Source organism: Brevundimonas sp. BAL450 (genome assembly GCF_015767455.1).
In the GTDB taxonomy this organism is placed as follows: Bacteria; Pseudomonadota; Alphaproteobacteria; order Caulobacterales; family Caulobacteraceae; genus Brevundimonas; species Brevundimonas abyssalis.
Genome location: NZ_JADWOW010000047.1, coordinates 95984 through 122483 on the forward strand (window position 1 = coordinate 95984; position 26500 = coordinate 122483).

24 protein-coding genes and 1 tRNA gene are annotated in these 26500 nt (G+C 68.3%); 11 read left to right on the plus strand and 14 right to left on the minus strand.

The annotated features are described in order from the left end of the window. Positions 1-70 precede the first annotated feature (70 nt). From IWC96_RS06925 to IWC96_RS06940, 4 genes are all read left to right on the plus strand, one after another. Positions 71-162, plus strand: a tRNA-Ser gene (locus tag IWC96_RS06925). 330 nt (positions 163-492) lie between these two features. Beyond that, positions 493-678: a hypothetical protein gene (locus IWC96_RS06930; protein ID WP_045319345.1), complete on the plus strand. Its 186-nt coding sequence runs from the start codon at positions 493-495 to the stop codon at positions 676-678. Then, the gene (locus IWC96_RS06935) at positions 671-841 is read left to right on the plus strand and encodes a hypothetical protein (RefSeq protein ID WP_158332147.1); all 171 of its coding nucleotides are present in this window, start codon (positions 671-673) and stop codon (positions 839-841) included. The genes IWC96_RS06930 and IWC96_RS06935 overlap by 8 nt, the downstream gene beginning before the upstream one ends. Before the next feature lie 57 nt (positions 842-898). After that, positions 899-1165 (plus strand): hypothetical protein, encoded by a 267-nt coding sequence (locus tag IWC96_RS06940; RefSeq protein ID WP_148291551.1) that lies wholly within the window; start codon positions 899-901, stop codon positions 1163-1165. A gap of 42 nt (positions 1166-1207) precedes the next feature. On the opposite strand, the gene IWC96_RS06945 is transcribed toward IWC96_RS06940, so the two are convergent. After that, complete coding sequence (locus IWC96_RS06945) at positions 1208-1804, minus strand: hypothetical protein (RefSeq protein WP_148291550.1); 597 nt, start codon at positions 1802-1804, stop codon at positions 1208-1210. A 726-nt stretch (positions 1805-2530) separates the two neighbouring features. On the opposite strand from IWC96_RS06945, the gene IWC96_RS06950 reads away from it, so the two are divergent. Together IWC96_RS06950 and IWC96_RS06955 are read left to right on the plus strand one after the other, a co-directional pair. Next, positions 2531-3124 (plus strand): DUF4760 domain-containing protein, encoded by a 594-nt coding sequence (locus IWC96_RS06950; RefSeq protein WP_045319342.1) that lies wholly within the window; start codon positions 2531-2533, stop codon positions 3122-3124. Between the two features lie 477 nt (positions 3125-3601). Then, complete coding sequence (locus tag IWC96_RS06955) at positions 3602-4615, plus strand: sensor histidine kinase (RefSeq protein ID WP_021698393.1); 1014 nt, start codon at positions 3602-3604, stop codon at positions 4613-4615. Positions 4616-4627: 12 nt separating this feature from the next. On the opposite strand, the gene IWC96_RS06960 is transcribed toward IWC96_RS06955, so the two are convergent. From IWC96_RS06960 to cydD, 10 genes are all read right to left on the minus strand, one after another. Next, on the minus strand, positions 4628-6349 hold the full coding sequence (locus tag IWC96_RS06960) for a hypothetical protein (protein ID WP_045319341.1): 1722 nt from the start codon (positions 6347-6349) through the stop codon (positions 4628-4630). Beyond that, complete coding sequence (locus IWC96_RS06965; RefSeq protein ID WP_196838634.1) at positions 6346-8472, minus strand: DUF4175 family protein; 2127 nt, start codon at positions 8470-8472, stop codon at positions 6346-6348. Before IWC96_RS06965 ends, IWC96_RS06960 begins: the two co-directional genes overlap by 4 nt. Beyond that, the gene (locus IWC96_RS06970) at positions 8469-9623 is read right to left on the minus strand and encodes a BatA domain-containing protein (protein WP_196838635.1); all 1155 of its coding nucleotides are present in this window, start codon (positions 9621-9623) and stop codon (positions 8469-8471) included. The genes IWC96_RS06965 and IWC96_RS06970 overlap by 4 nt, the downstream gene beginning before the upstream one ends. Further along, positions 9620-10507 carry a DUF58 domain-containing protein gene (locus tag IWC96_RS06975; RefSeq protein ID WP_196838636.1) on the minus strand — a complete coding sequence of 296 codons (888 nt, stop codon included), beginning with the start codon at positions 10505-10507 and terminating at the stop codon, positions 9620-9622. The genes IWC96_RS06970 and IWC96_RS06975 overlap by 4 nt, the downstream gene beginning before the upstream one ends. Positions 10508-10516: 9 nt before the next feature. Further along, positions 10517-11515: a MoxR family ATPase gene (locus tag IWC96_RS06980; RefSeq protein ID WP_196838637.1), complete on the minus strand. Its 999-nt coding sequence runs from the start codon at positions 11513-11515 to the stop codon at positions 10517-10519. Between the two features lie 30 nt (positions 11516-11545). Further along, the gene (locus IWC96_RS06985; RefSeq protein WP_231378944.1) at positions 11546-12250 is read right to left on the minus strand and encodes a DUF4159 domain-containing protein; all 705 of its coding nucleotides are present in this window, start codon (positions 12248-12250) and stop codon (positions 11546-11548) included. A gap of 26 nt (positions 12251-12276) precedes the next feature. Continuing rightward, positions 12277-13611: a TldD/PmbA family protein gene (locus IWC96_RS06990; RefSeq protein ID WP_021698181.1), complete on the minus strand. Its 1335-nt coding sequence runs from the start codon at positions 13609-13611 to the stop codon at positions 12277-12279. Positions 13612-13632: 21 nt separating this feature from the next. Further along, positions 13633-15267 (minus strand): TldD/PmbA family protein, encoded by a 1635-nt coding sequence (locus IWC96_RS06995; protein ID WP_021698182.1) that lies wholly within the window; start codon positions 15265-15267, stop codon positions 13633-13635. A gap of 208 nt (positions 15268-15475) precedes the next feature. Beyond that, positions 15476-17125 (minus strand): amino acid ABC transporter ATP-binding/permease protein, encoded by a 1650-nt coding sequence (locus IWC96_RS07000; RefSeq protein ID WP_021698183.1) that lies wholly within the window; start codon positions 17123-17125, stop codon positions 15476-15478. Further along, entirely contained in the window at positions 17122-18726 is a 1605-nt protein-coding gene (gene cydD, locus IWC96_RS07005; protein WP_021698184.1) for a thiol reductant ABC exporter subunit CydD, read from the minus strand. The genes IWC96_RS07000 and cydD overlap by 4 nt, the downstream gene beginning before the upstream one ends. Before the next feature lie 151 nt (positions 18727-18877). Here cydD and IWC96_RS07010 point away from each other — a divergent pair, with 151 nt between their 5' ends. From IWC96_RS07010 to IWC96_RS07030, 5 genes are all read left to right on the plus strand, one after another. Next, on the plus strand, positions 18878-20461 hold the full coding sequence (locus IWC96_RS07010) for a cytochrome ubiquinol oxidase subunit I (protein ID WP_045319263.1): 1584 nt from the start codon (positions 18878-18880) through the stop codon (positions 20459-20461). Between the two features lie 26 nt (positions 20462-20487). Next, on the plus strand, positions 20488-21636 hold the full coding sequence (gene cydB, locus IWC96_RS07015) for a cytochrome d ubiquinol oxidase subunit II (RefSeq protein WP_196838639.1): 1149 nt from the start codon (positions 20488-20490) through the stop codon (positions 21634-21636). A 19-nt stretch (positions 21637-21655) separates the two neighbouring features. After that, entirely contained in the window at positions 21656-21802 is a 147-nt protein-coding gene (gene cydX / locus IWC96_RS07020; RefSeq protein ID WP_021698187.1) for a cytochrome bd-I oxidase subunit CydX, read from the plus strand. Between the two features lie 65 nt (positions 21803-21867). After that, a complete protein-coding gene (hemN, locus tag IWC96_RS07025) occupies positions 21868-23262 on the plus strand; it encodes an oxygen-independent coproporphyrinogen III oxidase (RefSeq protein WP_021698188.1) in 1395 nt (464 codons plus the stop codon). A 118-nt stretch (positions 23263-23380) separates the two neighbouring features. Then, positions 23381-24037 carry an OmpW family protein gene (locus IWC96_RS07030; protein ID WP_045319264.1) on the plus strand — a complete coding sequence of 219 codons (657 nt, stop codon included), beginning with the start codon at positions 23381-23383 and terminating at the stop codon, positions 24035-24037. Positions 24038-24120: 83 nt separating this feature from the next. Here the strand turns inward: IWC96_RS07030 and IWC96_RS07035 are convergent, their stop codons facing one another. From IWC96_RS07035 to IWC96_RS07045, 3 genes are read right to left on the minus strand one after another with little or no spacing between them, the layout of a single operon-like run. Next, on the minus strand, positions 24121-24753 hold the full coding sequence (locus tag IWC96_RS07035) for a hypothetical protein (RefSeq protein ID WP_021698190.1): 633 nt from the start codon (positions 24751-24753) through the stop codon (positions 24121-24123). Beyond that, positions 24753-25616 (minus strand): universal stress protein, encoded by an 864-nt coding sequence (locus IWC96_RS07040; RefSeq protein ID WP_196838640.1) that lies wholly within the window; start codon positions 25614-25616, stop codon positions 24753-24755. The genes IWC96_RS07035 and IWC96_RS07040 overlap by 1 nt, the downstream gene beginning before the upstream one ends. A 31-nt stretch (positions 25617-25647) precedes the next feature. After that, positions 25648-26478: a universal stress protein gene (locus IWC96_RS07045; RefSeq protein ID WP_021698192.1), complete on the minus strand. Its 831-nt coding sequence runs from the start codon at positions 26476-26478 to the stop codon at positions 25648-25650. Between the last annotated feature and the right edge of the window lie 22 nt (positions 26479-26500).

Sequence of the window (26500 nt, forward strand, 5' to 3'; positions counted from 1 at the left end):
CGTGGATTTCGCGTTAACGTCGCAAACCCGGATTGCGTCGGCGCGCCCGAGCCGCTATCGGAGCCGAACCGGAGACGTGGCCGAGTGGCTGAAGGCAACGGTTTGCTAAATCGTCGTACCCTGTAAGGGGTACCGAGGGTTCGAATCCCTCCGTCTCCGCCATTCCCCCTTAAAAACTCATGAGAAACAGACGTTTAGGAGTAGAGGCTAGGCGTAGCCCTAACTTGTGCCCCAACAAAGGGTGCCGGTTCGTCAATATCGCTCCGTGCCTATCAGGAGCGCACAAAGCGCATAAACGGAGCCTTGCTCTCTTTGGAACGACAGGTCGGTCATCAGCCGCGTATAGGCCTTCGGACTCAACTGCCGAACGATGGCGTGAAGAAGAACCCGTTCAGGCGTCGCCGGAATCAGTGGGGCGATCGGGTTTCGGTTAGGGCCGGGGTGGAAGTTCGCGCTTCCCCTCGGCCTGACTTATTGCTAGCATTAACGGTGATGACTGAGCAAGAGAAAAAGCTAGCCAAAAAGATGGGGAGACCGGCCACGGGGCGCGGGCACACGATTGGCGTCCGGCTTCATGATCCCGAAATTGCCGCGCTGGACATCTGGATGGCTGAGAACGGTCACACCAAGCGGGCGGGTGCTGTCCGCGCCATCCTCAAGGAGAAATTGAATGTCTGACGATCAGCCGAGCGCTACTGAAGCGCGAATGGTCGAACTGCTGGAAATGATGGTTGAGCAACAGGCAGAAACCAACCGCCTTCTTGAGCCGATCTCGGAGATGGCTCGGCGAGCCCAAGCAGGTCAGGCCGTGATGGACAGACTCCGCCACCAGGGCCTCTGACCCATCTTCGCCCTGAAGACCGATGGCCATGATGGGAACCCCTAGTTGGAGAAGCTAATGTCAGAGTCGACGCTGCCTGGCCGTACGATCGAGAGCGCGCCATACACTGGCCTGCTGGAGCGCCTGAACCAGATCGCTGCCGTCTCCGGCATCGTTGTGGAGTCGCCTGATAGCTTTGGTCGCGAAGACCTATTGAACATGGTCGCGCAGATCGGCGAGCTCGCCACGGAGGCGGTCGTATTTTCCGGAGCCACTCAGGAAGAAGCCGAAGCGTCCTTCAGGATCGCCATAGGCGGCCTAACCTTCGGTAAGGCCGAACACTAGGAGAACCTGAACTTCAGCGAGTGATGCTAACCAGTGGCGCCGCTAGGGATTAATCCACGTCAGCATACCCTCCGGCGGGGAGAATGGTGCCGACAAGAACGGCTTTGCAGATCGACCGGGCCAGAAGATTCGAAGCTCGTTTTCGCACTGGAACCGGCGCCCCTTAATGAACGGGTCCGGCGGGTCGTCGTTCGTAGCCTGCGCTTCTACATCGACATCTTCGTATGAAACCGGTCCGCTTGAACAGTGGCTATTCAGTACCCTGTTATTGAGGTGCAGCAACGTGCCAAGCAGGTGAGCATCAGCGATTTCGATTATTGCCGTCTTCTCGCCAAAAGACGGGTTCCCAGGGTCGCGGCACAGGCAGAGAGCGTGGCCATGAACTCGGCGCGTGATCGAAAAATTCTTGAAGGTGAAATCGCCTCGGACCCCGTTTAGTCGAATCCCCATGGAGCGAGCGGTTCCCATCGCTGCGGCTTGGGCGGGATCCTCTGAATCTGTGATCGTCAGGGCGGTGATTGTCCGCCTGCGGGCGCTATCCAGTTCGTCGGCCTGATCATCGTCCAGCTTCGCGTAGTCGAGCGGCGTACCTATGCTGAACACACCCCTCAGCGCGCCCGGCGCATATTCGGGTTTCACGTACTTCCACGCCTTCATCTCACTAGTGCCCCGCCCCCATCGTTCGGCATGACGCGAGCCAAGTCCAGAATGGCAGCCGGGCCTTTACGGATGCTGTAGAGGTTGCACATGGTGCGACGTTAGCGCGAACCCGGTTCGTCGGGGAGGGGACTCGGGCTGAGGCAATAGTGCCACTCGGAGCGCAAAGGTCCACGCTCCCGGCGGCGGGGACGCTCTCCGTGGCCTGAGAGGGCAAGGCAGTAGTACTTGACGCGCTCATTTGTCGAGCCGATATAGTGAAATCGCGACCTGAGGGCTGGATGGCTCTTGTGGGCGCGCTCTACGGCCTTCGCGGCAACGCGGAGGCCGATCATTTTGCGGATCTACTGACTCGCCTGAGGAGTGTTTGGGGACGTAGCTCCCTGAACGGAATGGGAGCATTGCCAGCAAGGCGATGTTAATCTCCCTGGGGCCATACAGTCGGGGAGAATCGCGTCATTCTGGCTGGCGCTTCGTTGCGTTATTGCCACACTTAGGGAGCCTCAGCCTCTACAGGGGGTTATGGTTACGGAGAACAAGATGCGTGTGACTGTTGAAAAAGAGGGCTTCTTGATTGCCCGCGAAGGTTTCCTGATCGCTCGCGAGGGCTTCCTGATCGCTCGCGAGGGCTTCCTATAAGAACCCTAATCCGCACGTTCAAAGAACGCGGATATTGCCAGACATAAAGCTTCACCATATGGTGGAGGTATGTGGCGACCCTACCTAGTAATTGCAGCAATCACGGGCATCCCGGCACTCGTCATGCTTTGGGGTGCTGCGTTTGGCCCTGCCGATTGGATGGGGGTCGACGAGACGTCGCAGGCTGAAGTTGCTTTGCACGTCGGTTATATTGCTGGACTAGTCACCGTGGGCGCGATCGCGGTCGCTATGGTCGCCATCTGCATGCAGAGGCAGACGGCACGCGCTCAAGCCACCCTCAATCACTTGGCGAAAATGGAGTTCGATCAGGACTTCTTACACGCCAAGAAGACCTTCTTGGAAATCGAGGCAAACGGCGAACTGATCAAGTATGCCGATCGGTCTAGTGCTCACACCAAGAATGCGCGGTATATTCGCCTTTATCTCAATCACTTTGAGCTTGTATCGCTTGGTATTCAGCACAAAATCATTGATTACGATATTTTCAAGAGATGGAACAGGAAGACGGTCCAGTTGGTGTGGACTGCCGCTTGGCCATTTGTGAACAAGCTACGAAAAGAGTTCCATAATGATCAGCTTTTCGTGGAATTCGAGGAACTTGCAAAAGAGTTCGGAAGCGGTAAGCGGCGACGTTTTAGGTGATCTTGCCGCGTGGCATTCGAGTAGCTTGGCTTCAGGCCGGAAGAATGCCTTTCATTTTCCCTCACCATCACCCGAGAGGGGCCCGATCGGACCCATCGCCCGCGACTCGCGAGGCTCCTGAGACTTCACCTCAGCCGGTATGCCGTTCAATGGAACCGCCGTCGCCGGATAGGACCACGCCTTCGCCCGCAAACGCTTCTGGTGAACATTGTGAGGGCAGGGAGGTGAACGTCCTTCGCCCGTCGCGGTTGAGGGGGCAGACCCGCAGCGGGCTGGTCGAGGACGCGCTGATCGTCGCAACCGGGGCGCCCATGCCCCCAACGCGGGCGTGCGGCGGGCGACGGGGGTAGGAGCCGCCCTTTTCAGCCGACGGCGGCGGCGACCGCCCCACGGACAGGCCCGGCAGACGCTATATTCGCGCGGAAGCGGACCCTCGATGCGAGTTCATCGTTTGAACTGTGCATCGAAGGACCGACCATGCCCCTCAACGACATCTCGCTCGCACGGCTCATCATCGAGAATGTCCGGAGCCACGGCATCATCGGCCTGGCGCCCGACGGCCACATCACGGCGTGGGCCGCCGGAGCCGAGGCCATCACCGGCTACACCCGCAAGGACGCGCTGGGCATGGACTTCGCCGAACTGTTCACGCCGGCGGACCAGGCGGCCGGCATGCCCCGGGCCGAGATCGACACCGCGCTGCGTGAAGGCCGGGCTGAAGACAGCCGCTGGCACCAGCGCAAGGACGGCAGTCTGTTCTGGGGCAACGGCGTCACCGTGGACCTGGGCGTCGGCGGCGTCCTGGCGAAGATCTTCCGCGACGAGACGGCCGCCAAGCAGGCGGAGGAGCAACGGGTGCTTCTGCTGAACGAACTGAACCACCGGGTGAAGAACACCCTGGCGACGGTTCAGTCGATCGCCGAACAGGGGCTGCGGGCGGCCGGGGTGGACAAGCCGGTCCGCGACGGGCTCGCCAACCGCCTGATCGCCCTGTCCCACGCCCACAATGTGCTGGTGAACGAAAACTGGGCCGGCGCCGATCTCCGGACGCTGATCTGCGAGGTGCTGGCGCCCTACGAGCGGGATCCGTCGCCGATCCGGATGGAGGGCCCGCCGGTGCGCCTGCACCCCTCACAGGCGGTGAGCGTATCGCTGGCCTGCCATAAGCTGGCGACCAATGCGGCGAAATACGGCGCCCTCAGCACGCCCGACGGCCGGGTCACCATTGACTGGAACCTGGCCCACAACGGGGAAGGGGAGCGTTTTCTGACCCTGTTGTGGAGAGAAAGCGGCGGACCCGTGGTCACCCCTCCGAAGCGTGAAGGGTTCGGCACGCGGCTGATCCGTCAGACCTTCGCGACCGAACAGGGCGGCCGGGCGCAGATCCAGTTCCCGCCGGAAGGCGCGCACTGCAGCCTCGTGCTCGCCCTGAAGGACGAAGAGGCGGTGGGAGATGGGCAGCCGGCCGATCCCTCTCCTGTCCGCGCCTGACGACCCCGCAACCTAATCCTGCCGGGGCCTGCGCCGTTCCAGCCACCACAGCAGGGCCAGCAAGGCCAGCAGGCCGGTGAACCAGGGCCAGGGCGATCCCGCGACGTGTCTCCGGGCGCGCGCGTCTGCGTCCGGCGTGGCGGACGCCATGTCCAGTGTGGCCTGGCGGTCTGCGGCGCGAAGCAGCGATGAGGCCGCATCGGCGGGGTGCACGTAGAAGGGGGTTTGCTGATCCCGATCATCCACGGCCACATGCCATCCGGCGGTGTCCGGCCACCAGGCGGCGCAGCGTCGGCCGCCGGCCTTCGGGTCAATGATCAGGCCTCGCGCGGTCCCTGACGGGTCGATGACCCGACCCTCGTCCTGCAGACCGCACACCGCCATGCGCCGTCCGGACCATGCCAGGCTCTCGACCTCCGGACGGGCTTGGTCATCGGGGCGCGCCAGGGCGGAGACGACCGCCCCCCAGATCCGGCTGTGCTGCTCGGGCCGGCCGGTCAGGGCCAGGGTGTAGGTGTCGACCAGGGTGACCACCCCCACGCGGCCGAGTCCCAGGCTGGACCAGCCGGCCGTGACCGCCTCCTGGTCGTCGAGCAGGATGGGGACCGCAGCCTGACCGCCATGGATCAGATCCAGCCGGGTCAGGCCCCCGGAGTCGTCGGGCGGGGCGACGGCGTCCCCCGTGCCGGAGAGCGACACGCCCAGCGAGGCCCATTGACGTCGGGTCTCGCCGCCGATCGGGCCGGTGGGGCGCAGCAGCAGACCCATCCCGTCACGCACTGCCGCAGCCACGGCGCCGCGCGAGGGGGAGGGCAGGGTCTCCCAGCGGCGGTCGTCGATCACCAGCAGGTCGACCTCTGAGAGCCCGGCGGCCGTGAGGGGGGCGGCGTCGCCCAGCCTGAGGCCCGCCCCCAGATCGACCTGAAGGCTGACGTCCAGTTCGGCGCTCTCTGCCCAGCGCCGGATCTGGCGCACCTCCGGGTTGGGCGCGCCGGCCAGCACCATCATGCGGACGGCGGCGGCGTCCCGCGTTTCGACGGGAACGGCGATCTCCTCCACCAGGGCGCCCTCGGCGTTGCGCAGGCGCAGGTGGAACAGGGTCAGCCCGGCCGCCCGTGTGTAGGCGGCGAGCTGGAAGCGGTCTCCCGCTTCCACCGATGCGCGGTCGACGATCTGGTCGGCGGGGTCCACGAGCTCGACGACCCCAGCCGCAAGGGCCCCGACCCGGCCGCCCACCTCGAAGCCTGCGCCGGGCGCGGCCGGTGATGGCGGCGAGAATTCCACCAGCCCCACGGGCGCCGGTCCCGGCTCGTATTCGAGTGGAACGGGCAGGGCGCCCTGGTCGCGGGGGGGCAGGCCGTCGCCCGAGACCCGAACGGATCGGGCCTCCGGGAAGCGGCGCAGGGCCGTCGCCAGGTCGGGGACGCGGACGACGGCCGGGGCATCGGACTCCGGCAGGGCGACCGGGATTTCGCCGGGGTTCGTCCCGGCGACCTGCCCGGAGGTCACGATGCGCAGGGCGGCGGCGCCCACGGCCGTCGGCGGCGGATTGAGGGTCAGGTACAGCAGAACGGCGGCGGTCAGCTGCAGGCCGAGCAGGGCGGCCAGCCGCCAGACCGGCGCCTCGGCTCGTGACGCGCGGCGCCAGAGCAGGAGGCGCACCGCCCCGGCCAGAACCGCCGCTGCGATCACGGACGCCGTCACCCAATGCAGAGTCGTCCCCCCGTCGCTCATTGCAGCGCTTCCAGATAGCGGCGGCCGCGGCGGTTCGGCGCCTCACGGCGCTCCACCCGCGCCGGCGTCGCGCCCATGGCGTCCCACAGAAGGGCCTGAAGGGCGCGGCGGCAGTCGCTGCAACCCGGCTCGGCGCGCAGGGTGTCGATGGCGGCGATCAGGCCGAGCGGATCCTCCAGTCGGCCCGAAGCGCCCCGCACCCAACGTTCCAGCCCGTCCAGATCGACACGGCCGCCGCCGGGCCGGTCATCCAGCGCGCGCCACGCCCGTTCAAGCGTCGGGTCTGCATTGGCGGACTGCACGGGCGGCAGGCGCGCGCCGATATCGTCGCGGTCGCCGGTGAGGCGGCGGGACATGTCCAGCGGCGGCAGATCGGAGCCGGTTCGCGGCAGGAAGACGCGGTCGGCCCTCTGGGCCTCCTGCAGGAACTCCAGCGCCTGATAGGCGAAGGGCAGGGCTTCCTCGGGCCGTCCCTGACGCAGGGCCCGCTCGGAACTCCACATGGCGTCGAGGGCGTTGCCGAGGGTCGACCGCGTGCCCGGATCGAACAGGGTGGCCGCGTCGCCGTCGTCATGGGCGTGGCCGTATTCGCGAAGCACATCGACGGCCGAGCCGAACGACGCCAGTTCCTCGTCCGAATGATCATGGCCGTCGTCGGGGCCATGGACCTCGGGAGCGGGCGCGGGCGTGTCGTTGGTCGGCAGGGTCGGGGCGTCGTTGGTGGGCAGGGCCAGGCCGCCGCCTTCCGTCTCCTCGCCCAGGAACTGGCCGTAGCGCAGGCGCAGGCGCGCCTGATCCACGCCGAGGCCGTTCGACCGGTCCAGGAACTGGCGGGGCTCGAGGTCTCGCCGTTCCGCAACGAGGGCCTCGGCGTCGATGATGATCTGGCGCTGGCTGGCGAAATAAGCGGGCATGACCGGCCGCAGCAGGCCGTCCAGTCCGTCGGCCGAACCGAGTGCGGCGGACCGGCGCAGGATGACGCTGGGGCCTTCGGTGACCTGGCTCCGGGGCCGCCGGTTGTCGCGCGCCACCAGCTGGACGATCAGGTCGCCGGGGCCGACGAGTCCTTCGCGGGCCAGGTTCAGGGTCGCGGAGAACCGCTTGCTGCGCCCGTCGCCGCGCCCGCGAACGGTCAAGGTGCGGCTTTCCGAGGTGATGGCCTCGCCTTCGCCCTGGGTGAGGGTGATGCGGAGTTCGGCGGTCGTGGCGACCCCATAGTCGTCGCTGACCTCGAACACGGGCGCGAAGGTGGTCTGGCCGGCGGCGGCGAGGACGAGCTGGCTGTCCGGGGTGACCAGACTGACGACCGGCGGGGCGTCTTCAACGGCGTCGATGCGGTGCAGGCGCTGGCGCGCCATGCCGTCCGCCTCGATGCGGTAGAGGGTGGACTGGTCCATGACCCGCGTTGCGCTCCAGCGATCGCGGCGGCGGCTGAAGGCGAGGCGGCCGCCTTCAGAGAATGCGGCGGACACGGTGTCGGGACGGGGCGCGACATCCAGCAGCCATTCGACCCGGGATCCGACGGGCACGCGCGCGTCCAGTTCGGCCTGCTCGCGGGCGGGGAGGCCGGTGTAGCCGGGCGGCACGATGCGAAGGCGCGTGCGGGTGATGCGGGGCGCGTCCGGCTCGGCGGCTTCGGAAGCGGGGCTGGGGGACTCTGTCGGCGCCGCCCGGCCTTGCGGCCAGAACAGGGCGGCCATGATCACCATGGCGGCGGCCAGCCAGGCGCCGACGATTCTGCGGCGCGACCAGTCGGGGCGCAGGTCGAGGCCCGGCGACTCCTCGAGCCTCGCTTCAAGCCTGCGGCGCTGGAGAGCGGCGAACCCTTGCAGGGCGGCGGAGTCCTGGAACAGCAGGTCGCTGCTGTCCTCGAAGCGGGGCGAGGCGGCGTCGAGACGGGCGGCGAGCCAGCTGGGGCCGCAGGACTGCGCCCGGCGCCCGGCCGCCAGGGCGAGCAGGCCGGCCGTCGCCAGGGCGAGGACCAATGCGGCGGGCAGCCCGAACAGGCGCCAGCCGAGGACGCCGCAGGCCATCACGATCGGCAGGGCGATGGCCAGCGCCTCCAGCCAGAGGCGGTTGCGGACGGCGCGTTGATGGCGGCGAAGAACCGGGTGCAGGCTCATGGCGCCGCGCCCCGTCTGGCGCTGGTGGCGAGCCAGCGCTCCGCCGCGAACAGCAGGGCGATCAGCAGGGCCAGCCACGGCCGGATATCCAGAGGCGGCAGGGCGTAGGCGCGCGCGCCGGTCAGGGGCGCGTGATCGGCGGCGGCGACGCGGCTGGGCGTCACGGGGGGAACCAGAAGGCGCTCCAGCGCATCGGGGAAGTCCGCGTCGAGCAGTTGCGGCATGGCCGCCGGCTCCAGCGGGCGGGTGAACTGGACGACACGTCCCCGGCCGCGCACCCCGGTCGTCGCGAGGGGACGACCGGCGGCGTCGCTCCAGACCGGGACCGGCGGGGCGTCCAGGTCCAGACGGGCGTCATGGGACAAGAGGGCGACGCCCCCGTCCTCGATCCAGTCGGCGACGGCTTCCGGCAGAGGGCCGGTCGCCAGCCAGACCAGATGGCGCGTCTCCGGGCCCAGAGGCTGGTCGACGGCGGCCACGTCGAGCGCGGGCTCCGCGTCCGGCGGCGACCAGGCACTGGCGGCCGCGCTGACGTAGCGCACGCTGTCCCGGGCTTCAGCGGAATGGCGGACGGTCAGGGCCGGGGCGGCGGCGGGCATGGGCTGTTCGGCTGCGGCAGCCTGATCGGACACCCGCCAGGTAACGGGGCGCGTCAGGCGGGGGCGCTCGGCGTCGGCATCCTCCAGCAGGGGTGGGACCACCACATCCAGCGGAGCGTCCGGAGCGAGTTCAGCGTCCAGCTGACGGATGAGGCTGACCGTGCCGGTGGATGCCGGGGGCGCCGCGTCTCCGAGAGCGGGAAAGCCGGGGGCCAGCCAAACGAGCCGGGCGTCACGCGGCGCCGCCTCGATGACCGGGGCGGGATCGAGGCCGGGTGCGACGGCGATGACCGGACGGGCGTCCTCCACGCCCCACAGCACTGGCCGGGCCAGCCACAGGGCGAGGGCGGCCAGCAGCAGCAGGCGCAGGAGCAGCAGCAGGCGCTCGTCGATCCGGGGGCGTCGGCGCGGCCGGGGGCTGGGCGTCAGCCAGCGCAGGGCGGCGAAATCGATGACGCGGCTCTCGGTCCGTCTGGAGATGTGGATGACGACCGGGATCGCCAGCGCCAGCAGCGCAGCCAGGGCCATGGGCAGGAGCAGGGCCGGGGTCATCGGCGGCCGCCCGTGCGGAACAGGTCGCGGATCGGCTGGTCAGCGGGCTGGTCGATGAAGTGGGCGGCGTGCCGGACGCCCAGGGCGTCGAGGCGGGCGTCCAGCGCCGCGCGGGCCTCGGCGAAGCGGGCGAGGAAGTCGTCGCGCATGGCCCGGCCGTCGCCCAGCACTTCGGCCCCGCCCTCCACGTCGCGGAAGCGGTGGCCGTGGTCGAAGGGGAAGTCGCGTTCGTCGGCGGTCAGGATCTGGATCAGGCACAGGTCGCGTCCGGATCGGGCCAGCTGCTCGGCCGCGTCAATACAGCCCTCGTCGAAGCCGTCGGTGAGCAGGACGATCAGGTCGCTGCGGCCCATCTTGCCGCCGAACGCGGCCATGTCGCGTGCCCAGGATCCGACGCCGCCCGCATGGAGCCTGCCGAGCGCCAGCAGGACCTGATCCCGATGGCGGGGCCCGGCGCCCGGCTCGATGATGAGGGGGCCATCCCCGGCCTCCACCACCACGCCGAAGCGGTCGCCCTGGCGCAGGGCGATCTCCATCAGGCCCGCGGCGATGCGGCGCGCGGCGTCGAAGCGCGACCAGTCCGGGCGGGCCACATCGGTCTGGGCCATGGAGGCGCTGGCGTCGATGACGATCCACAGGGCCAGCGGGCTTTCCCGCTCGGCGTCGCGGACGAAGAAGCGGTCCGACCGGGCGTACAGCTTCCAGTCCACCTGCCGCAGGTCGTCGCCCCGTTCGTAGGCCCTGTACTGCGCGAACTCGAGCCCGCCGCCGCGATTGCGGCTGGCGTGGGCGCCGGCCCCGGTCAGGGTGGTGGCGCGCCGCGGAACCAGCGACAGGCGCCGCAGTCGGCTGCGCATGTCAGGGGGCAGGGCGAGGGGGGACACGACGGGACCCTAGTCTCCGGCCGGCGCGGGCAGGGCGGCCAGCAGCCCGGCGATGACGTCATCGGGGCTCTTGCGCTCGGCCTCGGCGGCGAAGGACAGCAGGATGCGGTGACGCATCACCGGCGCCGCCAGGGCCGCCACGTCCTCGCGGGTGGCCGCCAACCGCCCGTGCAGCATGGCCCGGGCCTTGGCCGCCAGAACCAGCGCCTGTCCCGCGCGGGGCCCGGCGCCCCAGGCCACATAGTCGCGCACCACCCGGGGCGCCTCCGGCCCCGGGCGGCTGGCGCGCACCAGGGCGGTGATCCAGTTCAGCAGACCGTCGCTGACGTGGACGTCCCGGCACCAGGCCTGAAGCGTCAGGATGTCCTTGCCGTGCATCACCGGCTGGACAGCGGTCGAGGCCCGGCCCGTGGTCTGCACCAGGATCGTCCGCTCCTCGGCCTCGGTGGGATAGTTCACCCGGATGTTGAGCAGGAAGCGGTCCAGCTGGGCCTCGGGCAGGGGATAGGTGCCCGCCTGCTCCAGCGGGTTCTGGGTCGCCAGCACGAAGAACGGCTCGGGCAGGGCGTGGGTCACCCCGGCGTAGCTGACAGTCTGCTCCTGCATGGCCTCCAGCAGGGCCGCCTGGGTCTTGGGCGGGGTGCGGTTCAGTTCATCGGCCAGCAGCAGATTGGTGAACACCGGCCCGGGCTGGAAGCGGAAATGGCGGTGGCCGGTGCCGTGATCCTCCTCCAGCACCTCGGTGCCGAGGATGTCGCTGGGCATCAGGTCCGGGGTGAACTGCACGCGCCGGAATTCCAGCGAGAGCGCCTGGCCCAGGGTGCGGACCAGCAGGGTCTTGCCCAGGCCGGGCACGCCCTCGATCAGGCAGTGGCCGCCGGCCAGCAGGCCGATCAGGAGTTGCTCGACCACCTCGTCCTGGCCGACCACGGCCTGGCCGATCGCCTCGCGAAGCCGGTTCAATTGCTCCAGCCTTGCGGCGACGTCGGACTCGGTTGGCGTACTCATCGGAACTCCGGGGAGGAAAATCGAATGAAATCAGGCGGTCAGGGCGTAGATGATGATGTTGACCGCGAATCTGGTGTTGTCCTCGGCGAGGAAGCGCTTGTTGCGCCAGTCGTAGTCCCACTCACAGCCGTAATCCTTGTTGCTGTAAAGGACCGCGACCCGGCCATTGATGACGATGCCCTTGAGGTAGTCGTGCACCAGATCGTCGCCCCAGCCGTTCAGCTCGAAACTGGTCGTGGGGGGGCCGTCGAAGGTGAAGAAGCTCGAGTAGATCGGGTGATCGTTGGGCAGGGTCACCAGCGCGTCGTCCCCGAACATGCGGGCCATCTGCCGCTCGAAGGACCGGGCGAACAGGCCGTCGATGTCATGGTTGCAGTCGTCCACGAAGACGAAGCCGCCGTTGCGCACATAGCGTTCGAAATTGGCGGATTCGGCCTGGTTGAACTCCACCAGGGTGTGGCCCGACAGATAGCAGAACGGGGCGGTCAGCATGGCCGGGTCGGCCAGGCTGATCACGCGCTCTTCCGGATCGACGCGCAGGTTGGTGTAGTCCACCAGCGAGGTCAGGATGTTGGACGGCATGCGCCGGTCCACGTCCCAATTGCCGGAGTCATAGCGCAGCCGGGTGAACCAGAAATCATAGACCGGCCGGGCGCCGGCGGCGCGGGGCAGGGCGCCCAGAAGGGCCCCGGCCGCGCCGCCGGTCAGCAGTCGAAGGCAGTCCGCGCGCGTCATCGAAGCCTGAGACACGCGCGCACCGGTCAGACCGCGTCCGACAGGGACGTGAAGGTGAAGTCGCGGATGCGCATCGGCGGGATCATCACGGTGAAGGACGAGTTGTTCCCCGCCACCCGCACCGGCCGACCCAGGTCGTCGATGTTGTTGAGCATGATCACCGGCGACTCGTTGAAGCGGAAGTTCTTCACCGGGTAACGGAGCTCGCCGTTCTCGATGTAGAAGGTCCCGTCACGGGTCAGGCCGGTCAGCAGCACCGTTTGCGGGTCCACCATGCGGATGTACCAGGTGCGGGTCACCAGGATGCCGCGCTCGGTTTCGCGCACCAGATCGGTGGTGGACTTGGTTCCGCCCAGCATGATCAGGTTGCCCGGCTGGCCCACGACGGGCTGGCCCTGCCGGTCGGCCCAGTAGCGCGAATAGTTGAGGTTCGCGATGCGGCCGTCCTCGACCAGCGCCCGACGCTCGCGCGGCAGGCCGTCGCCGTCCCAGGGGAGGGTCTCGGCGCCCTCGTGCCAGGGGTCGTTGATGAAGTTCACACGCGGGTCGAAGACCTGTTCGCCCAGCTTGTTGCCGCCGCCTGCCTTTGACAGGAAGCTGCGACCCTCATCGGCCTGACGCGCATCGAAGTAGCGCGTCATGAAGGTGATCAGCCCGGACGCTGCGGCGGGCTCCAGGATGACGGTGTACTTGCCCGGCTCAAGGGCGCGCGCCTCGGCGGACGCCGCGGCCTTGCGCATGGCCACCTGGATGTCGGCGGCCGGATCGAAGCCGCTGATGTCCTTCAGGTTGCGGCCGACCCAGCCCGAGCCCGTGCCGTCCTCGGTGCGCACGGTGCAGGTGTAGTCCATGCCGGTGGCGCGCTGATAGCCGAAGGCTCCGTTGCTGTTGGCGAAGGCCACGAAGCTGGCGCTGTCGTCCAGGAAGCCGGCGGCGATCAGGTTTTCGGCGCGGCAGGGCGCGATGGAGGCCCGCGCCACCTCGGCCCGCTGTTCGGGCGTGACGGCGGCGGTGGCGTCGCTCCAGGTCGCGGTGGGGCGATAGGTCTGGGGGCCCACCGCCGGCATGAACTCGGGGTTTTCGGGCGCCAGCCGGGCCAGATCCTCGGCCCGCCGGACCGCGCGTTCAAGCGCGGCGTCGGAGAACTCGTTGATGGTGGTGGTTCCCACGCGGCGGCCGAAGGCCACCTGCACCGACAGCTCGGTGTTGGTCACCACGCCGCTGGTGGAGACGTTGTTCAGGGCGAAGCGGATGTTGCCGTCGACGGAGCCGGTCAACTGGGCGACGCACTCGTCGGCGGTCGACAGGGCGACCACCTTCTCCAGGATCGTCCGGGCTTCGGATTCGGTCATGATGCTCATTGTATTCTTTCCCCGATCCGATCAGCCGAGCGAACGCGCGGTGTTGATGACGTTGATGCCGTCGAAGCGGGTCGTCGGCGACCCGTGGCTGACGGCCGAGACCTGGCTGGGCTGTCCCTTGCCGTCGAAGAACGAGCCGAACAGGCGATAGTCGGTCTCGTCGCAGATGGCCGAACAAGCGTTCCAGAATTCGGGGGTGCGGATCTGATAGGCCACGTCCTCCAGCGGCTGGGTGATCCGGCCGTCCTTGATCTCGAAGAACAGGGTGCCGCCGAACTGGGCGTTGTAGCGCTGCTGGTCGATGGAGAACGAGCCGCGGCCCAGGATGTAGATGCCGTTCTCAACATTGGCGATCATGTCGGCGGCGGTCATGGGCGTCGTGCCCGGGCGCAGCGAGACGTTGGGCATGCGCTGGAACTGCACCGTGGACCAGGAGTCGGCGTAGGAGCAGCCGTCGGACTCGGTCTTGCCAAGGATGTGGGCCTGATCGCGGGTGGCCTGATAATCCACCAGGCGGCCGTTCTGGATCAGCGGCCAGCTCTTGGTCGCCACGCCCTCGTCGTCATAGCCCACGGCGCCGAGGCTGCCCGCCTCGGTCTTGTCGGCGAAGACGTTGACGATCTCGCTGCCGTACTGGAAGCGCTCTTCGCGCTTGTCCAGGGTGGCGAAGCTGGTGCCCGCATAGTTGGCCTCGTAGCCCAGCACCCGGTCCAGCTCGAGCGGGTGGCCGATGGACTCGTGGATGGTCAGGCCCAGATGGTTCGGGTCCAGCACGAGGTCATACTGACCCGGCTCCACCGACTTGGCCGTCAGTTTCTCGCGGGCCTGGTGGGCGGCGGCGATGGCGTCCTCGACCATGTCGTAGGAGTTGCGATAGCTGACCACCCCGTTGGGCGACACCATCTTCTCCTCGGCGCGGCCATCCAGATATTCGTAGCCGAGGCCCATCGGCGCCGACAGGCCGTCGCGGGACCGGAACTTGCCGGTGGTCTGATCGATGGCGGTCACCGAGAAGGGCGCCCAGATGCGGTGTACGTCCTGATCGATGTAGGACCCGTCGGTGCTGGCGAAATATTTCTGCTCGTTGACCAGGAACAGCTGCGAATTGACGAAATTGGCGCCCGCCTGCATGGCCGCGTTGTTCACCGCCAGCAGCAGGTCGACCTTCTCCTGGATCGGCACTTCCATGGCGTTGCGCTGGATCGGGGTGCGCCAGCTGACCTCGCCCACGCCCGGCGTGGGCGCCAACTGCACCGGCTGGGTCTGGTTGCGGGCGTTGGCGCGGGCGATGGCGGTGGCCAGGCGGGCGGCCTCGGCCACGGCTTCCGGCGTCATGGCGTTGGTGGCCGAGAAGCCCCAGGCTCCGTCGGCGATCACCCGTACGCCCACACCGGTGGACTCGGTGTTGACGATGTTCTGGACGTTGGCTTCGCGGGTGATCACGAACTGGCGCAGGTAGCGGCCCACGCGCACGTCGCAGTAGCTGGCGCCCGCCCCTGACGCCGCGCTCAGACCGGCGTCGGCCAGGCGCTTCTTGACCGCGAGGTCGATGGTTTCGACCAACTGCTGGGCGGCGATGGCCCTTCCAGCGAAACCGGGCAGCAGCGTGCCCCCCGCTCCGATGCCGCACGCGGCGAGGAACTGACGTCTATCCAAGTCTCAATCTCCCCCGATGTTCGCCGCGTCCATGGCGGCGAACGACTGACTGATCGAACCGCGCTCGAGTCGAGCCGGTCGCGAGGGGGCGCACTCTTGTCCCCCGTGGCGGCGGGGTCAAATCCCGCGACGTGAAAGGGCATGAGAATTTTGTGATGGCGCCCGAAAGACCCTCTCAGCCGAAACTCACGATCGCGAAAGCGTGACGTCAGGCTGTCAGCAGGGCGCTTTGGTCGGACGTCTGGAGCGGACCGTGCAGTTTACCAACCTCGACCGTGACCGGACAGAGGCTGAGCGGGGCAGGGTGGTGGCTGACGAGGAGGAGGCCCTGGCCGGTGCGGGCGAGGCGTTGCTCCAGCGCTTCGAGCACGCGCCCCTGGGTCGCGGCGTCGAGGCCTTCGGTCGGTTCGTCCAGCAGCAGCCAGGGCGCATCCCGGAGATAGGCGCGGGCCAGACCCAGCCTGCGGCGTTCGCCGCCGGAAAGGAACTCGCCCCCGGCGCCCACCGGGGCGTCGAGGCCGCGCGGGTCGGTCTGGATGCGGTCCGCCAGCGCGGCATCCTCCAGCGCGCGCCACAGGGCCGCGTCATCGGCCGGACCGGCCAGCAGCAGGTTCTGACGCACCGTGCCGTCGATGAGGCGCACGTCCTGGGCGGCGTAGGCGAACAGAGCGCGGCGCCCTTCCGGACGAATGTGCGCGGCGTCCGTTTCCCCCAGGAACCACTCGCCGGGCCGGGCGGGACGGAGACCGGCGAGCCGCTCGATCAGGCTGGTCTTGCCCGCGCCCGAGGGCCCCGTGAACGCCAGCCGCATGCCCGGCGCCAGATCGATGTTGCGGGCCGCCAGTCTCAGACCGTGGGACGGGACCGCAGCCTGCAGGTCGACGGATGGCTCGGTTGTCAGCTCGTCCAGGCGGGCCATGGCCTGGGCCGCGGCGCCGTTCTGATGCAGCGCCCCGGCGAGCCCGGACGCGGCCTCCACGCCCATCACCGCCGCCAGCGCCGCCAGGGCGGTCATGGGCAGGGAGGCGCCGACGGTGGCCGGCACCACCAGTACGACCGCCAGGGCGGTCACGCCGGACTGCCACAGGGCGATCCATCCCGCCGCCAGGGTCAGGCGCGTCTGGATGGCGTCGTGGCGGGCGGCCACTGAGGCGACGCTGTCGGCGGCCCAGTCCTGCAGCCCGTAGGCCTTCATCTCGGGCGCGGCGGCCTCGAGGGCGCCGATGTGGTCCTTGAGCGCGCCGACCGCCACCTGCAGCTCGCGCCCGGCAGGATCCGCAAGCCGCCGCGCCAGAATCACCGATCCGAAGGCGCCGACACCGAGGGTCAGGGCCAGCAGCAGCCCCGCCGTGGGCGTCGCCATGCTGGTCAGGATGATCGCGGACATGGCCCCGGCGCCCAGCGCCCACGGGGTGGATAGACGCACGAAAAGGGTCTGGACCGCATCCACGTCCTGGATCAGGCGCGCGGACGCCTCGCCGGAGGACAGGCCGAGCGCCCGTTCCGGCGGGGCGGCGGCCAGGGCGCTGAACAGTTGGGGCCGCAGTCGAGCCAGCGCCCGCAGGGCGGCTTCGTGACCCGCCACCCGCTCCACATAGCGCGCGCCGGTGCGGATGATGGCCAGCAGGCGGATGATCGCGCTGGGCATCAGATAGTTGAAGGTCTGGGCGGCCAGCATGCCGGCCACGCCGGCCAGGGCCGCGCCGGTGATGAACCAGCCGGACAGGCCCAGCAGACAGACCGCCGCCACCGAGACCGCCGCCCCGCCGGCGGCCGCCAGCCTGAGCCGGCCGCGCTCAAGGCGGCGCTGCCCGGCGATCATGGCGCGGATGCGCGCGCCCTCGACGGCCCGGCTCACAGCCGCACCACGCGGTCGGCCATGGCCGCAACGGCCGTGGAGTGGGTGGCGATCAGGGTGGTGCGGCCCCTGGCGGCCTTGCGGATCACATCCAGCATTGCGGTCTCGCTCGCAGAATCCAGATTGGCCGTGGGTTCATCCAGCAGCATGAGGGGTGCGCGCTTGAGCATGGCGCGGGCCATGCCGAGCCTGCGGCGTTCGCCGCCCGACAGACCGCCGCCACGCTCGTCCAGAACACGGTCCAGCGACAGGTCGAGTCCCGCCGCGCGGGCGGCGGTCGAAACCTGTTCGAGGGAGGCGCTCTGGTCGGCGACCCGGATGTTGTCCGCCAGGGTTCCGGGAATGATGACGGGGTTCTGGCCAGCCCAGGCGATCTGGCCGGCGAAATGGCCCGCCTCGCCGAGGGGCGCGCCGCCGACCTCCACCTGGCCGCCGGTGAGCGGTGCGAGGCCGAGCAGCAGATGCAGAAGGCTGGACTTGCCCACCCCGCTGGCGCCGGTCAGGGCCACGATCTGGCCGGGGCGCACATCCAGGGTGAAACGGTCGATCACCGGCGCGCCGGGACCGTAGGCGATGCGCACCTCCTTGAACCGGACGGCGGGTGCGGTCATCGGCAGGTCGACCTGACGCTCCGGCACCGCCGCCTCGACCACCAGCGAAGGAACCGCGGCCTCGGCGGCCTGCCGGTCATGATAGGCCGCAGCGAGCCGGCGCAGCGGATGATAGACCTCCGGGGCCAGGGCGAGGACGAAGAAGGCCTGCGCCAGGGTCAGGGCTTCCGGAACGGGAAACGGGAGCAGGCCCAGCAGGTTGAAGCCGCAATAGACCGCCACCAGCGCCACCGACAGGGCGGAGAAGAACTCCAGCACCGCCGAGGACAGGAAGGCCACCCGCATGACCCGGGCCGAGCGGGTCTCCAGCTCGCGGGAGGCGTCGGCGATCTCCTGGGTGACGCGCGCCTCGGCGCCGAACGCCAGCACGGCAGGCAGGGCGCGGATGCGGTCGATGAACAGGCCGGACAGCCGCTCCAGCGCCGAGAACTGACGGCGGCTTTCAGCGGCGGCCGCGGATCCGGCCAGGGCCATGCCGACAATTAAGGGAAACAGGGTGAAAACCAGAAGGCCCGCAGTGACCGGGCTGGCCATGGCGGCCGCCGCGATGATGATCAGCGGCGAGACCCCTGCGGCGATGCGCAGCGGCAGGAAGCGAGCGTAGTAGCCGTCCAGCGCCGCCACCCCCTCGACCGGCGCGGCCAGGCGGTCGGCCGAACGCCGGCCCCGCTGGAAGAGATCGGCCAGCAGCCGGGCGCGCACATCGGCCTTCACGTCCCTGGCCATCGTCGCGCCCATGGCCAGCATGGCCTGGCTGACGAAGCCGCGCGCGATCAGGCTGACCACCGCCAGGGCGAGCCAGGGCGTCGCCGCCGACAGGCCGTCGCTGAAGCGGGCGACGGTCATGGCCAGACCGCCCGCGAAGCCGATGGCCGGCGCCACGTCGGCGACGGTCAGCAGCGTCGTGACCGCGACCTTTCGCTTCCAGGGTCGCGCCGTGGCCTTCAGCCAGGCGGCGGGCGCGATGTCGCGCTCTGCGGTCATGGTCATGATCAGATGTCGTCCCGGAAGCTCACCAAACGGCTCTAGAGGCTGCCGCGCGCGCGCACTTTGATCAGGATCAAAGTCGAGGGAGGCCGGACCCGGCTAAGGGCCGAGAGACATCGGTCGTCGGGGCCGATTCCAGGAGTCTTCAGCCATGATCGACCTTGCGGTCGTCGACCTCTCCAGGCTGCAGTTTGCACTGACAGCCCTCTACCACTTCCTCTTTGTGCCCCTGACTCTGGGGCTCTCATTCATGCTGGTCATCATGGAGTCGATCTATGTGATGACCCGCCGGCCGATCTGGCGGACGATCACCCGGTTCTGGGGCGTTCTGTTCGGCATCAACTTCGCGCTCGGCGTCGCCACCGGGATCACCATGGAGTTCCAGTTCGGCATGAACTGGAGCTATTACAGCCACTATGTCGGGGACATCTTCGGGGCGCCGCTGGCGATCGAGGGGCTCATGGCCTTCTTCCTCGAAGCCACCTTCGTGGGCCTGATGTTCTTCGGCTGGGACAAGCTGAAGCCGGTGACGCACCTGTTCGTCACCTTCCTGGTGGCGCTGGGCACCAACTTGTCCGCCCTGTGGATCCTGATCGCCAACGGCTGGATGCAGAACCCGGTGGGTTCGACCTTCAACCCGGACACCATGCGGATGGAAGTGACGGACTTCATGGCCGTGCTGTTCAATCCGGTGGCCCAGGCCAAGTTCGTCCACACGGTCTCCGCCGGCTATGTGATCGCGGCGGCGTTCGTGCTGGCCGTGTCGGCCTTCTACCTGCTGCGCCGGCGCCACGTGGGCTTCGCCAAGCGGTCCATGACCGTGGCCGCGGCCTTCGGTCTGGCGGCGTCCCTGTCGGTGGTGGTGCTGGGCGATGAGAGCGGCTACGCCCTGACCGACAACCAGAAGATGAAACTCGCGGCCATCGAGGGCATGTGGCACACCCACGAGGCCCCGGCCGGGCTGAGCATCGTCGGTCTGCCCGACATGGCTGCCCGCGAGACCCGCTACGAGATCCAGATCCCGTGGGCTCTGGGGCTTATCGCCACCCGCAGTCTGGACGGCACCGTCGACGGCATCTTCGAGCTGGTCGCCATTTCCGAGGACCGCATCGAGCGGGGGGTGCTGGCCTATGACGCCCTTGAGCGGATCAAGGCCGACACCACCGACGTGCAGGCCCGTGCGGACTTCGAGGTGCACCGCAACGACCTGGGCTACGGCCTGATGCTGCGGCGCTATGTGGAGGATCCCCGTGACGCCACGCCGGAGCAGATCATGATCACCGCCTGGGACACCGTGCCCAACGTGCCTCTGATGTTCTGGACGTTCCGGATCATGGCGGGGATCGGCTTCCTGATGATCGCCCTGTTCGCCACCGCCTTCATCCTGTGCACCCTGCGCAAGCATGAGACACGATGGTTCCTGTGGGTGGCCCTGCTGGCCATGCCCCTGCCGTGGATCGCCGCCGAACTGGGGTGGATCGTCGCGGAAGTGGGTCGCCAGCCCTGGGCGGTCGAGGGGGTTCTGCCCACTTTCCTGGGCGCGTCCAGCCTGAGCGTTCCGCAGCTGTGGACCACGATCATCGGCTTCACCCTGTTCTACGGCGCCCTGGCCGTCGTGGAGGTGGGACTGATCCTGCACACCATCAAGAAGGGGCCTTTCCACGAACACAGCCTGTTCGGGGACCCTGACCCGCAGCCCGCCGAAGCCGCGCGGGAACCCGCGCCGACCGTGGCCTGACCTCGTCTTTCAAAGGATATCCGATCATGGATCTGCCGATCGATTTTGCGACGCTACGCGTCTTGTGGTGGGGCTTGCTGGGGGTGCTGCTGATCGCCTTCGCCCTCACCGACGGGTTCGACCTGGGCGTGGGGGCGCTGCTGCCCTTCGTCGCCCGGACCGATGAAGAGCGCCGCATGGTGATCAACACCGTGGGCGCGACCTGGGAGGGCAACCAGGTGTGGTTCATCCTGGGGGGCGGCGCCATCTTCGCCGCCTGGCCGCTCGTCTATGCGGTCAGCTTCTCGGGCTTCTACCTGGCCATGTTCCTGGTGTTGTCCGCCCTGATCCTGCGACCGGTGGCGTTCAAGTACCGGTCCAAGCGGACCTCGCCCCGGTGGCGGGCGTTCTGGGACTGGAGCCTGTTCATCAGCGGCTTCGTGCCGGCCCTGGTGTTCGGCGTGGCGGTGGGCAATGTCCTGCTGGGCGCGCCGTTCCGCCTGACAAGCGAACTGCGCATCTTCTATGACGGGACCCTGCTGGGCCTGTTCACCCCCTTCAGCCTGCTGGCGGGTCTCCTTTCCGTCGCCATGCTGGTGGTGCACGGCGCGGCCTGGCTGAGCATCAAGGCCGAGCGGGGACCGGTGCTGGACCGGGCCAGAACGTACGGCAGCATCGCCGCCATCCTGTCGCTGATCCTTTTCGCGGCCGGCGGCTTCTATGTGGCGTACGGCGGCGTCGGCTATGCGGTGACCGGCGTGCTGGACGTCCAAGGCCCATCCAACCCGCTGCGCGCCCTGACCGAAGCGGTCCCGGGCGCCTGGCTGACCAACTACCAGACCTATTCCTGGATGATGGCGGCGCCGGTTCTGGGCTTCCTCGGCGCCCTGGCGGCCCTGGCCGGCATATGGCGGCGATCCGCTGTGCTGGCGTTCGGCGGGTCCTCGGTCTCGACGGTGGGCATTATCTCCACGGTCGGTCTGTCGATGTTCCCGTTCATCCTGCCCAGCTCCATCGATCCGGCCTCCAGCCTGACTGTGTGGAACGCGTCCTCCAGCCACCTGACCCTGTTCATCATGCTGGTGTGCACGATCATCTTCCTGCCGCTGATCCTGATCTACACGGCCTGGGTCTACCGGGTGCTGTGGGGCCGCACCTCCACCGCCGAGTTGAAGACCAACCCTGACCTCTACTGAGCCGAGGAGCTCTCATCCCATGTGGTATTTCGCCTGGATTCTGGGCCTGGGCCTCGCAGTCGCCTTCGGCATCCTGAACGGCCTGTGGCACGAATTCCGCCTGTTCGACGAAGGAGACGCCGGGCTTTCGGCGCCGGACCCCGACGACGCCGAAGTCGGTCACTGACCCTCCACTGTCGCGGCGCTTCACCTGCGGAGCGCCGCGACCTTTTCTTTTGAAGAGCGCCTTCCATGCTCAGCCACAGCCTGTCCGTCACTTCCGCAGCCCCGTCTCCGGAGATCGTGCGCGACCTGATTGCGCGCTATGACGCCCATGCGCCGCGCTACACATCGTATCCCACCGCCGCCCAGTTCACCGCGGAGGTGGACGGGACGCGATGGGGCCAGTGGCTGTCGACGGCGCCGGTCGAGACCCCGATCTCGCTGTATCTGCACATCCCGTTCTGCAAGCGCCTGTGCTGGTACTGCGGGTGCAACACGCGGGCGATGAACCGCGTGGCGGTGATGAGCAGCTATGTGGATCTGCTGCTGGCCGAGGCCGATCTGGTGCTGGCCCATGTGGGGCGGGGTGTCCGGGTGGGGTCGATCCATCTGGGCGGGGGCACGCCCAATATGCTGCCGCCCGAGGAGCTGGAACGGCTGATGGCGGGCTTGGCCGGCCGGTTCGACCTGTCCGACTGCTACGACATCGCCGCCGAGCTGGACCCCGAGGTTCTCACCGACGACTGGATGCGGGCGGCCGGCCGGATCGGCCTGAGCCGCGCCAGCCTGGGCGTTCAGGATCTGTCGCCAAGGGTGCAGGCGGCGGTCAACCGGCCGGAGTCCTTCGAGTCCATCCGCCACGCCGTCGAAGGGCTGCGGGCGCAAGGGGTGACCTCGCTGAACCTGGACCTGATGTACGGCCTGCCGCTGCAGACCGAGATCAATGTGGTGACGACCCTGGGCCAGATCACCGATCTGAAGCCCGACCGCATCGCCCTGTTCGGCTATGCCCATGTGCCCTGGATGAAGCCCCACCAGAAGCTGATCCGCACCGAGGACCTGCCGGACTCCGGGGCCCGTTTTCTTCAGAGTCAGGTGGCGACACGATACCTCCAGGCCAAGGGATGGACGGCCATCGGGCTGGACCATTTCGCCCTGCCGCACGACTCCATGGCCGCGGCGCAGAGGGCGGGACGGCTGCGCCGCAATTTCCAGGGCTATACGACCGACACGGCCCCGACGCTGATCGGTCTGGGCGCCTCGGCGATCAGCCGGACGCCGCAGGGCTTCTCGCAGAACCTCGTCCAGGAGCGCGAGTGGCGCCAGGCGGTCCAGAAGGGACAGCTTCCGGTGGCGCGCGGCGTCGGCCTGACCGATCAGGACGTCCTGATCGGCGCGCTCATCGAACGGCTGATGTGCGACTTCGCGGTGGATGTGGACGCCTGCACCCGGCTTCACGGTTTCGATCCGGACAGCCTGGGCGATGTCTGGAGCCGTCTGGAGCCGTTCGCAGCGGACGGCCTGATAAGGATCGAGGGGACGCGGGTGACGGTGACCCCGCTGGGACGTCCGTTCGTGCGCGCCGTCTGTGCGGTGTTCGACGCCCATACCGTGCCCGCTGACCGTCATGCGCGCGTGATCTGAAACGTCTTTTCCAGCAAGGACTTGCGCTAAATCAAGGCGCGGGCTTCGGCCCCGGTTCATCCTCTGCACAAGACGCCACAGAGGCCGCATGAGGCGACCGGGCGTCGGGGATGACATCATGAAAGCGAAGACCTTTATCCTCACCGCCCTGGCCGCGGCCACCTGCGCCGCCCCCGCCCTGGCCCAGAGCGACGACGCCTGGCGCGCGCCCCGCGCCGGCGAGTGGCTGATCTCGGCGCGGGTCAGTAATGTGTCGTCGGGCGCCGACGACGCGATCCTGACCTCGGCCGGCGTGGGCACCGGCCTGAACGTCGATGTGGGCGACAGCACCATGCCGACGCTGGGGTTCACCTATTTCCTGACCGACCACTTCGCCGTCGAGGCCATTCTGGGCGCCACCAAGCATGAAATCCGCGCCCAGGGACCGGGCACGGATGTGGCGGTGCACGAGACCTGGGTGCTGCCGCCCGTGGTGACCCTGCAGTACCGCCCGCTGACCGAGGGACGGTTCAGCCCCTATGTGGGTGCGGGCGTGAACTACATGGTCTTCTTTGAAGGCGAAGACATGAACGGCTTTACGGTGGACCTGGACGACGGCTTCGGCCTGGCGCTGCAGGCCGGGGCCGACATCGGGCTGCAGGGCCCGTGGAGCCTAAACGTGGACGTGAAGAAGATCTGGTTCGACACGGACGCCGAGATCAACGGCGGCGCCCTGACCAGCGACGTCAGCCTGGATCCCTGGGTGGTCTCGCTGGGCGTGTCGCGCCGGTTCTGACGCCGGTTCAGCACGACAGGCATGGAGCGGCCCCCGATGCGGGGCCGCTTCTGTTTCAGCCACAGCCGGATACGCGCCGCGCCTCAGGCGCCGCTCGGCTCCAGGGCCGGGGGGCGGAATGCGTAAAGGGCTGCGGCGAGCGGAAAGACCACGGCGTATCCGAGGATGCCGATGTTGCGGATGTCCATCCGTCCGAGGACGGGCCCCAGCAGCCCGATGAGGGCGAGGGCGGCCGCCAGCAGCAGCAGGCGGCGGATCAGCTTGCTGCGAACGGCCGGGGCCGCGCAGAACAGGGCCAGGGGGAAGAACCCGTCCCACGCCAGGATGTCCAGGGCGTAAACCACCGACGGCCACTCGAACGCGAAGACCCCCGACCACGCGGCGTCAGAGAAGGGCGGCGTGCGGCTGAGGGCGAGAATCGAGAAATGAACCGTAGAGGTAATCGCCGCCGCCACGGTCATGAAGGCGACCGCGAGAAGCGCTCCAGTCCTTGCCTCGGGCGTCGCCCGCGCATGGATGTCCGCCATCATCGCCACCATCAGGGGCGCGATCAGAAGGATCAGCCCCTCCATCAGGGTGAACCACGGATCGGTGATGGGGGCGCCCTCCGGCGCCGTCGCCAGGCCGAGGACGAGGACGATCAGATAGACCGCCCCGAGTCCGGCCAGAGCCGCAGAGCTGCGCCCCTTCCATCGCGGCCTCAGCCCGCGGGTCATCAATGGGAGAGAAGGACCGGAAATTTGGGATCCTTCAGGAGCGCGCCGGTCGCGCCGCCGAGCAGGAAGTCGCGCACCCGGGAATGGCCGAAGCCGCCCATCACCAGCAGGTCTGCGTCCTGCTGGTTCATGTAGGTCTCCAGCACCTGGCCTATGGGCCGGCCGGCGGCGTCGACCTCATCCACCGTCGCCTGCACGCCGTGCAGCGCCAGATGCCGGATCACCTCTGCGCCCTGGCCGGACCTGGCCGAGGCCTTTTCGCCGACCACGGTCAGAATACGGACGTCGCTTGCGCCGATGAGCAGGGGCAGGGCGTCCCCGAGGGCTCGCGCCGCAGCTCGGCTTGCGTCCCAGGCCACGACGATGCGCTCGAAGGTCCCGCTGTCCCGCAGCGGATTGGCCTCGGGGAAGATCAGGAGCGGTCGCCCTGACGAAAACAGCATCGATTCCGCCGCCGCCTTGTCGATTTCCTGCTCGGGACCGATCGAGACCATGCAGATGTCGGAGGTCCGCGCCGCACTGGAAAGCGCCTCGGCCTCGCCGAACATGTCCACGTCGCGGATGAACGTCCGGTTTCTCAGGCCGCACCCGGCGGCGATTTCCGACCACGCGGCGGCGGTCTTTTCGGCCACGGCGACGCATCGACGGTTTTCTTCACGGATCAGGTCGTCCGTCTGGGCCAGAAAATTCGCCAGACGGTTCCGCGTGGGCTGGATCTGGACCCTGAAGACCATGGCGGCCAGTTCGCCGCCGTCCGATCCGCAGCCCAACCGCATGGCTATGGCCGCGGCGTTGCGCATGGCCGATTCGGGGATGGGCGTCGGGTAGGTGAAGAGGGGCAGAAGAATATCTTTGTACGCCATGGGATCCTCGGGGCTGTGCGATGGGTGCAGGTCAGTGGCTGAGCAGCAGACAGAGCGGGCTTTTCTCCAGCAGTGTGCGCGTCACGCCGCCCAGAACCCGTTGTCGCAGCCTTGCATGGCCGTATGCGCCGGCGACGATCAGCCCGGCGCCGTAGTCGTCGGCCGCCGCAAGCAGGCCGTCGCCTGCGGAGGCTGACCCGATGGCGCTGGCTTGAGACCCCGCGGTGATCCCGTGCAGACGCAGAAAACCGGCCACGTCGGCGGTGCGGGCGCCGGCGTCCTCCAGATCGTCGTCGCGGCAGAATTCGAGGACCTCGACCCGTTCCGCCAGCTTCAACAGCGGGAGTGCGGCCAGGGCCGCCCGGCGGGTCTCCGCCGTGTCTTTCCAGGCCAAGAGCACGGGAGCGCCGACCGGATTCGGGGCCGGGTCAGGAGGCGTCAGCAGCAGCGGCCGGCCGGCGGCGAACAACACATCCCCGACGTCGATCCGCCAGACGGCGTTTGAATGAGGCTGACGGCCCAGGATGATCACGTCGGCGGCGCGGGCCTGCCGGGGGATCACCTCGACCAGGTCACCCATTTCGCCGCGCCATTCACACCGGCTCGCCCGGGGTTTGGTGAGGGTCGCGAAATCAGCGGCCGCTTGAGCGAGATTGTCTCTGGCCATGTCCATGTACATGTCGAGCGCATCGCCCAGCAAGGCGCCGTGCATGTAGGGCGCGATGGCCCAGGTGTCCGGCGCAGTGGCGGCGACACCGATCAGCCTGGCGTCAAACGTCGTCGCCATGTCGTGCGCCAGGGTCACGCGGGTGTCGCTTTCCACACCATGGTCGACGTGAACCATCAGACTTGCATAGGCCATGGGACGTTCCTTCGTTGGGACT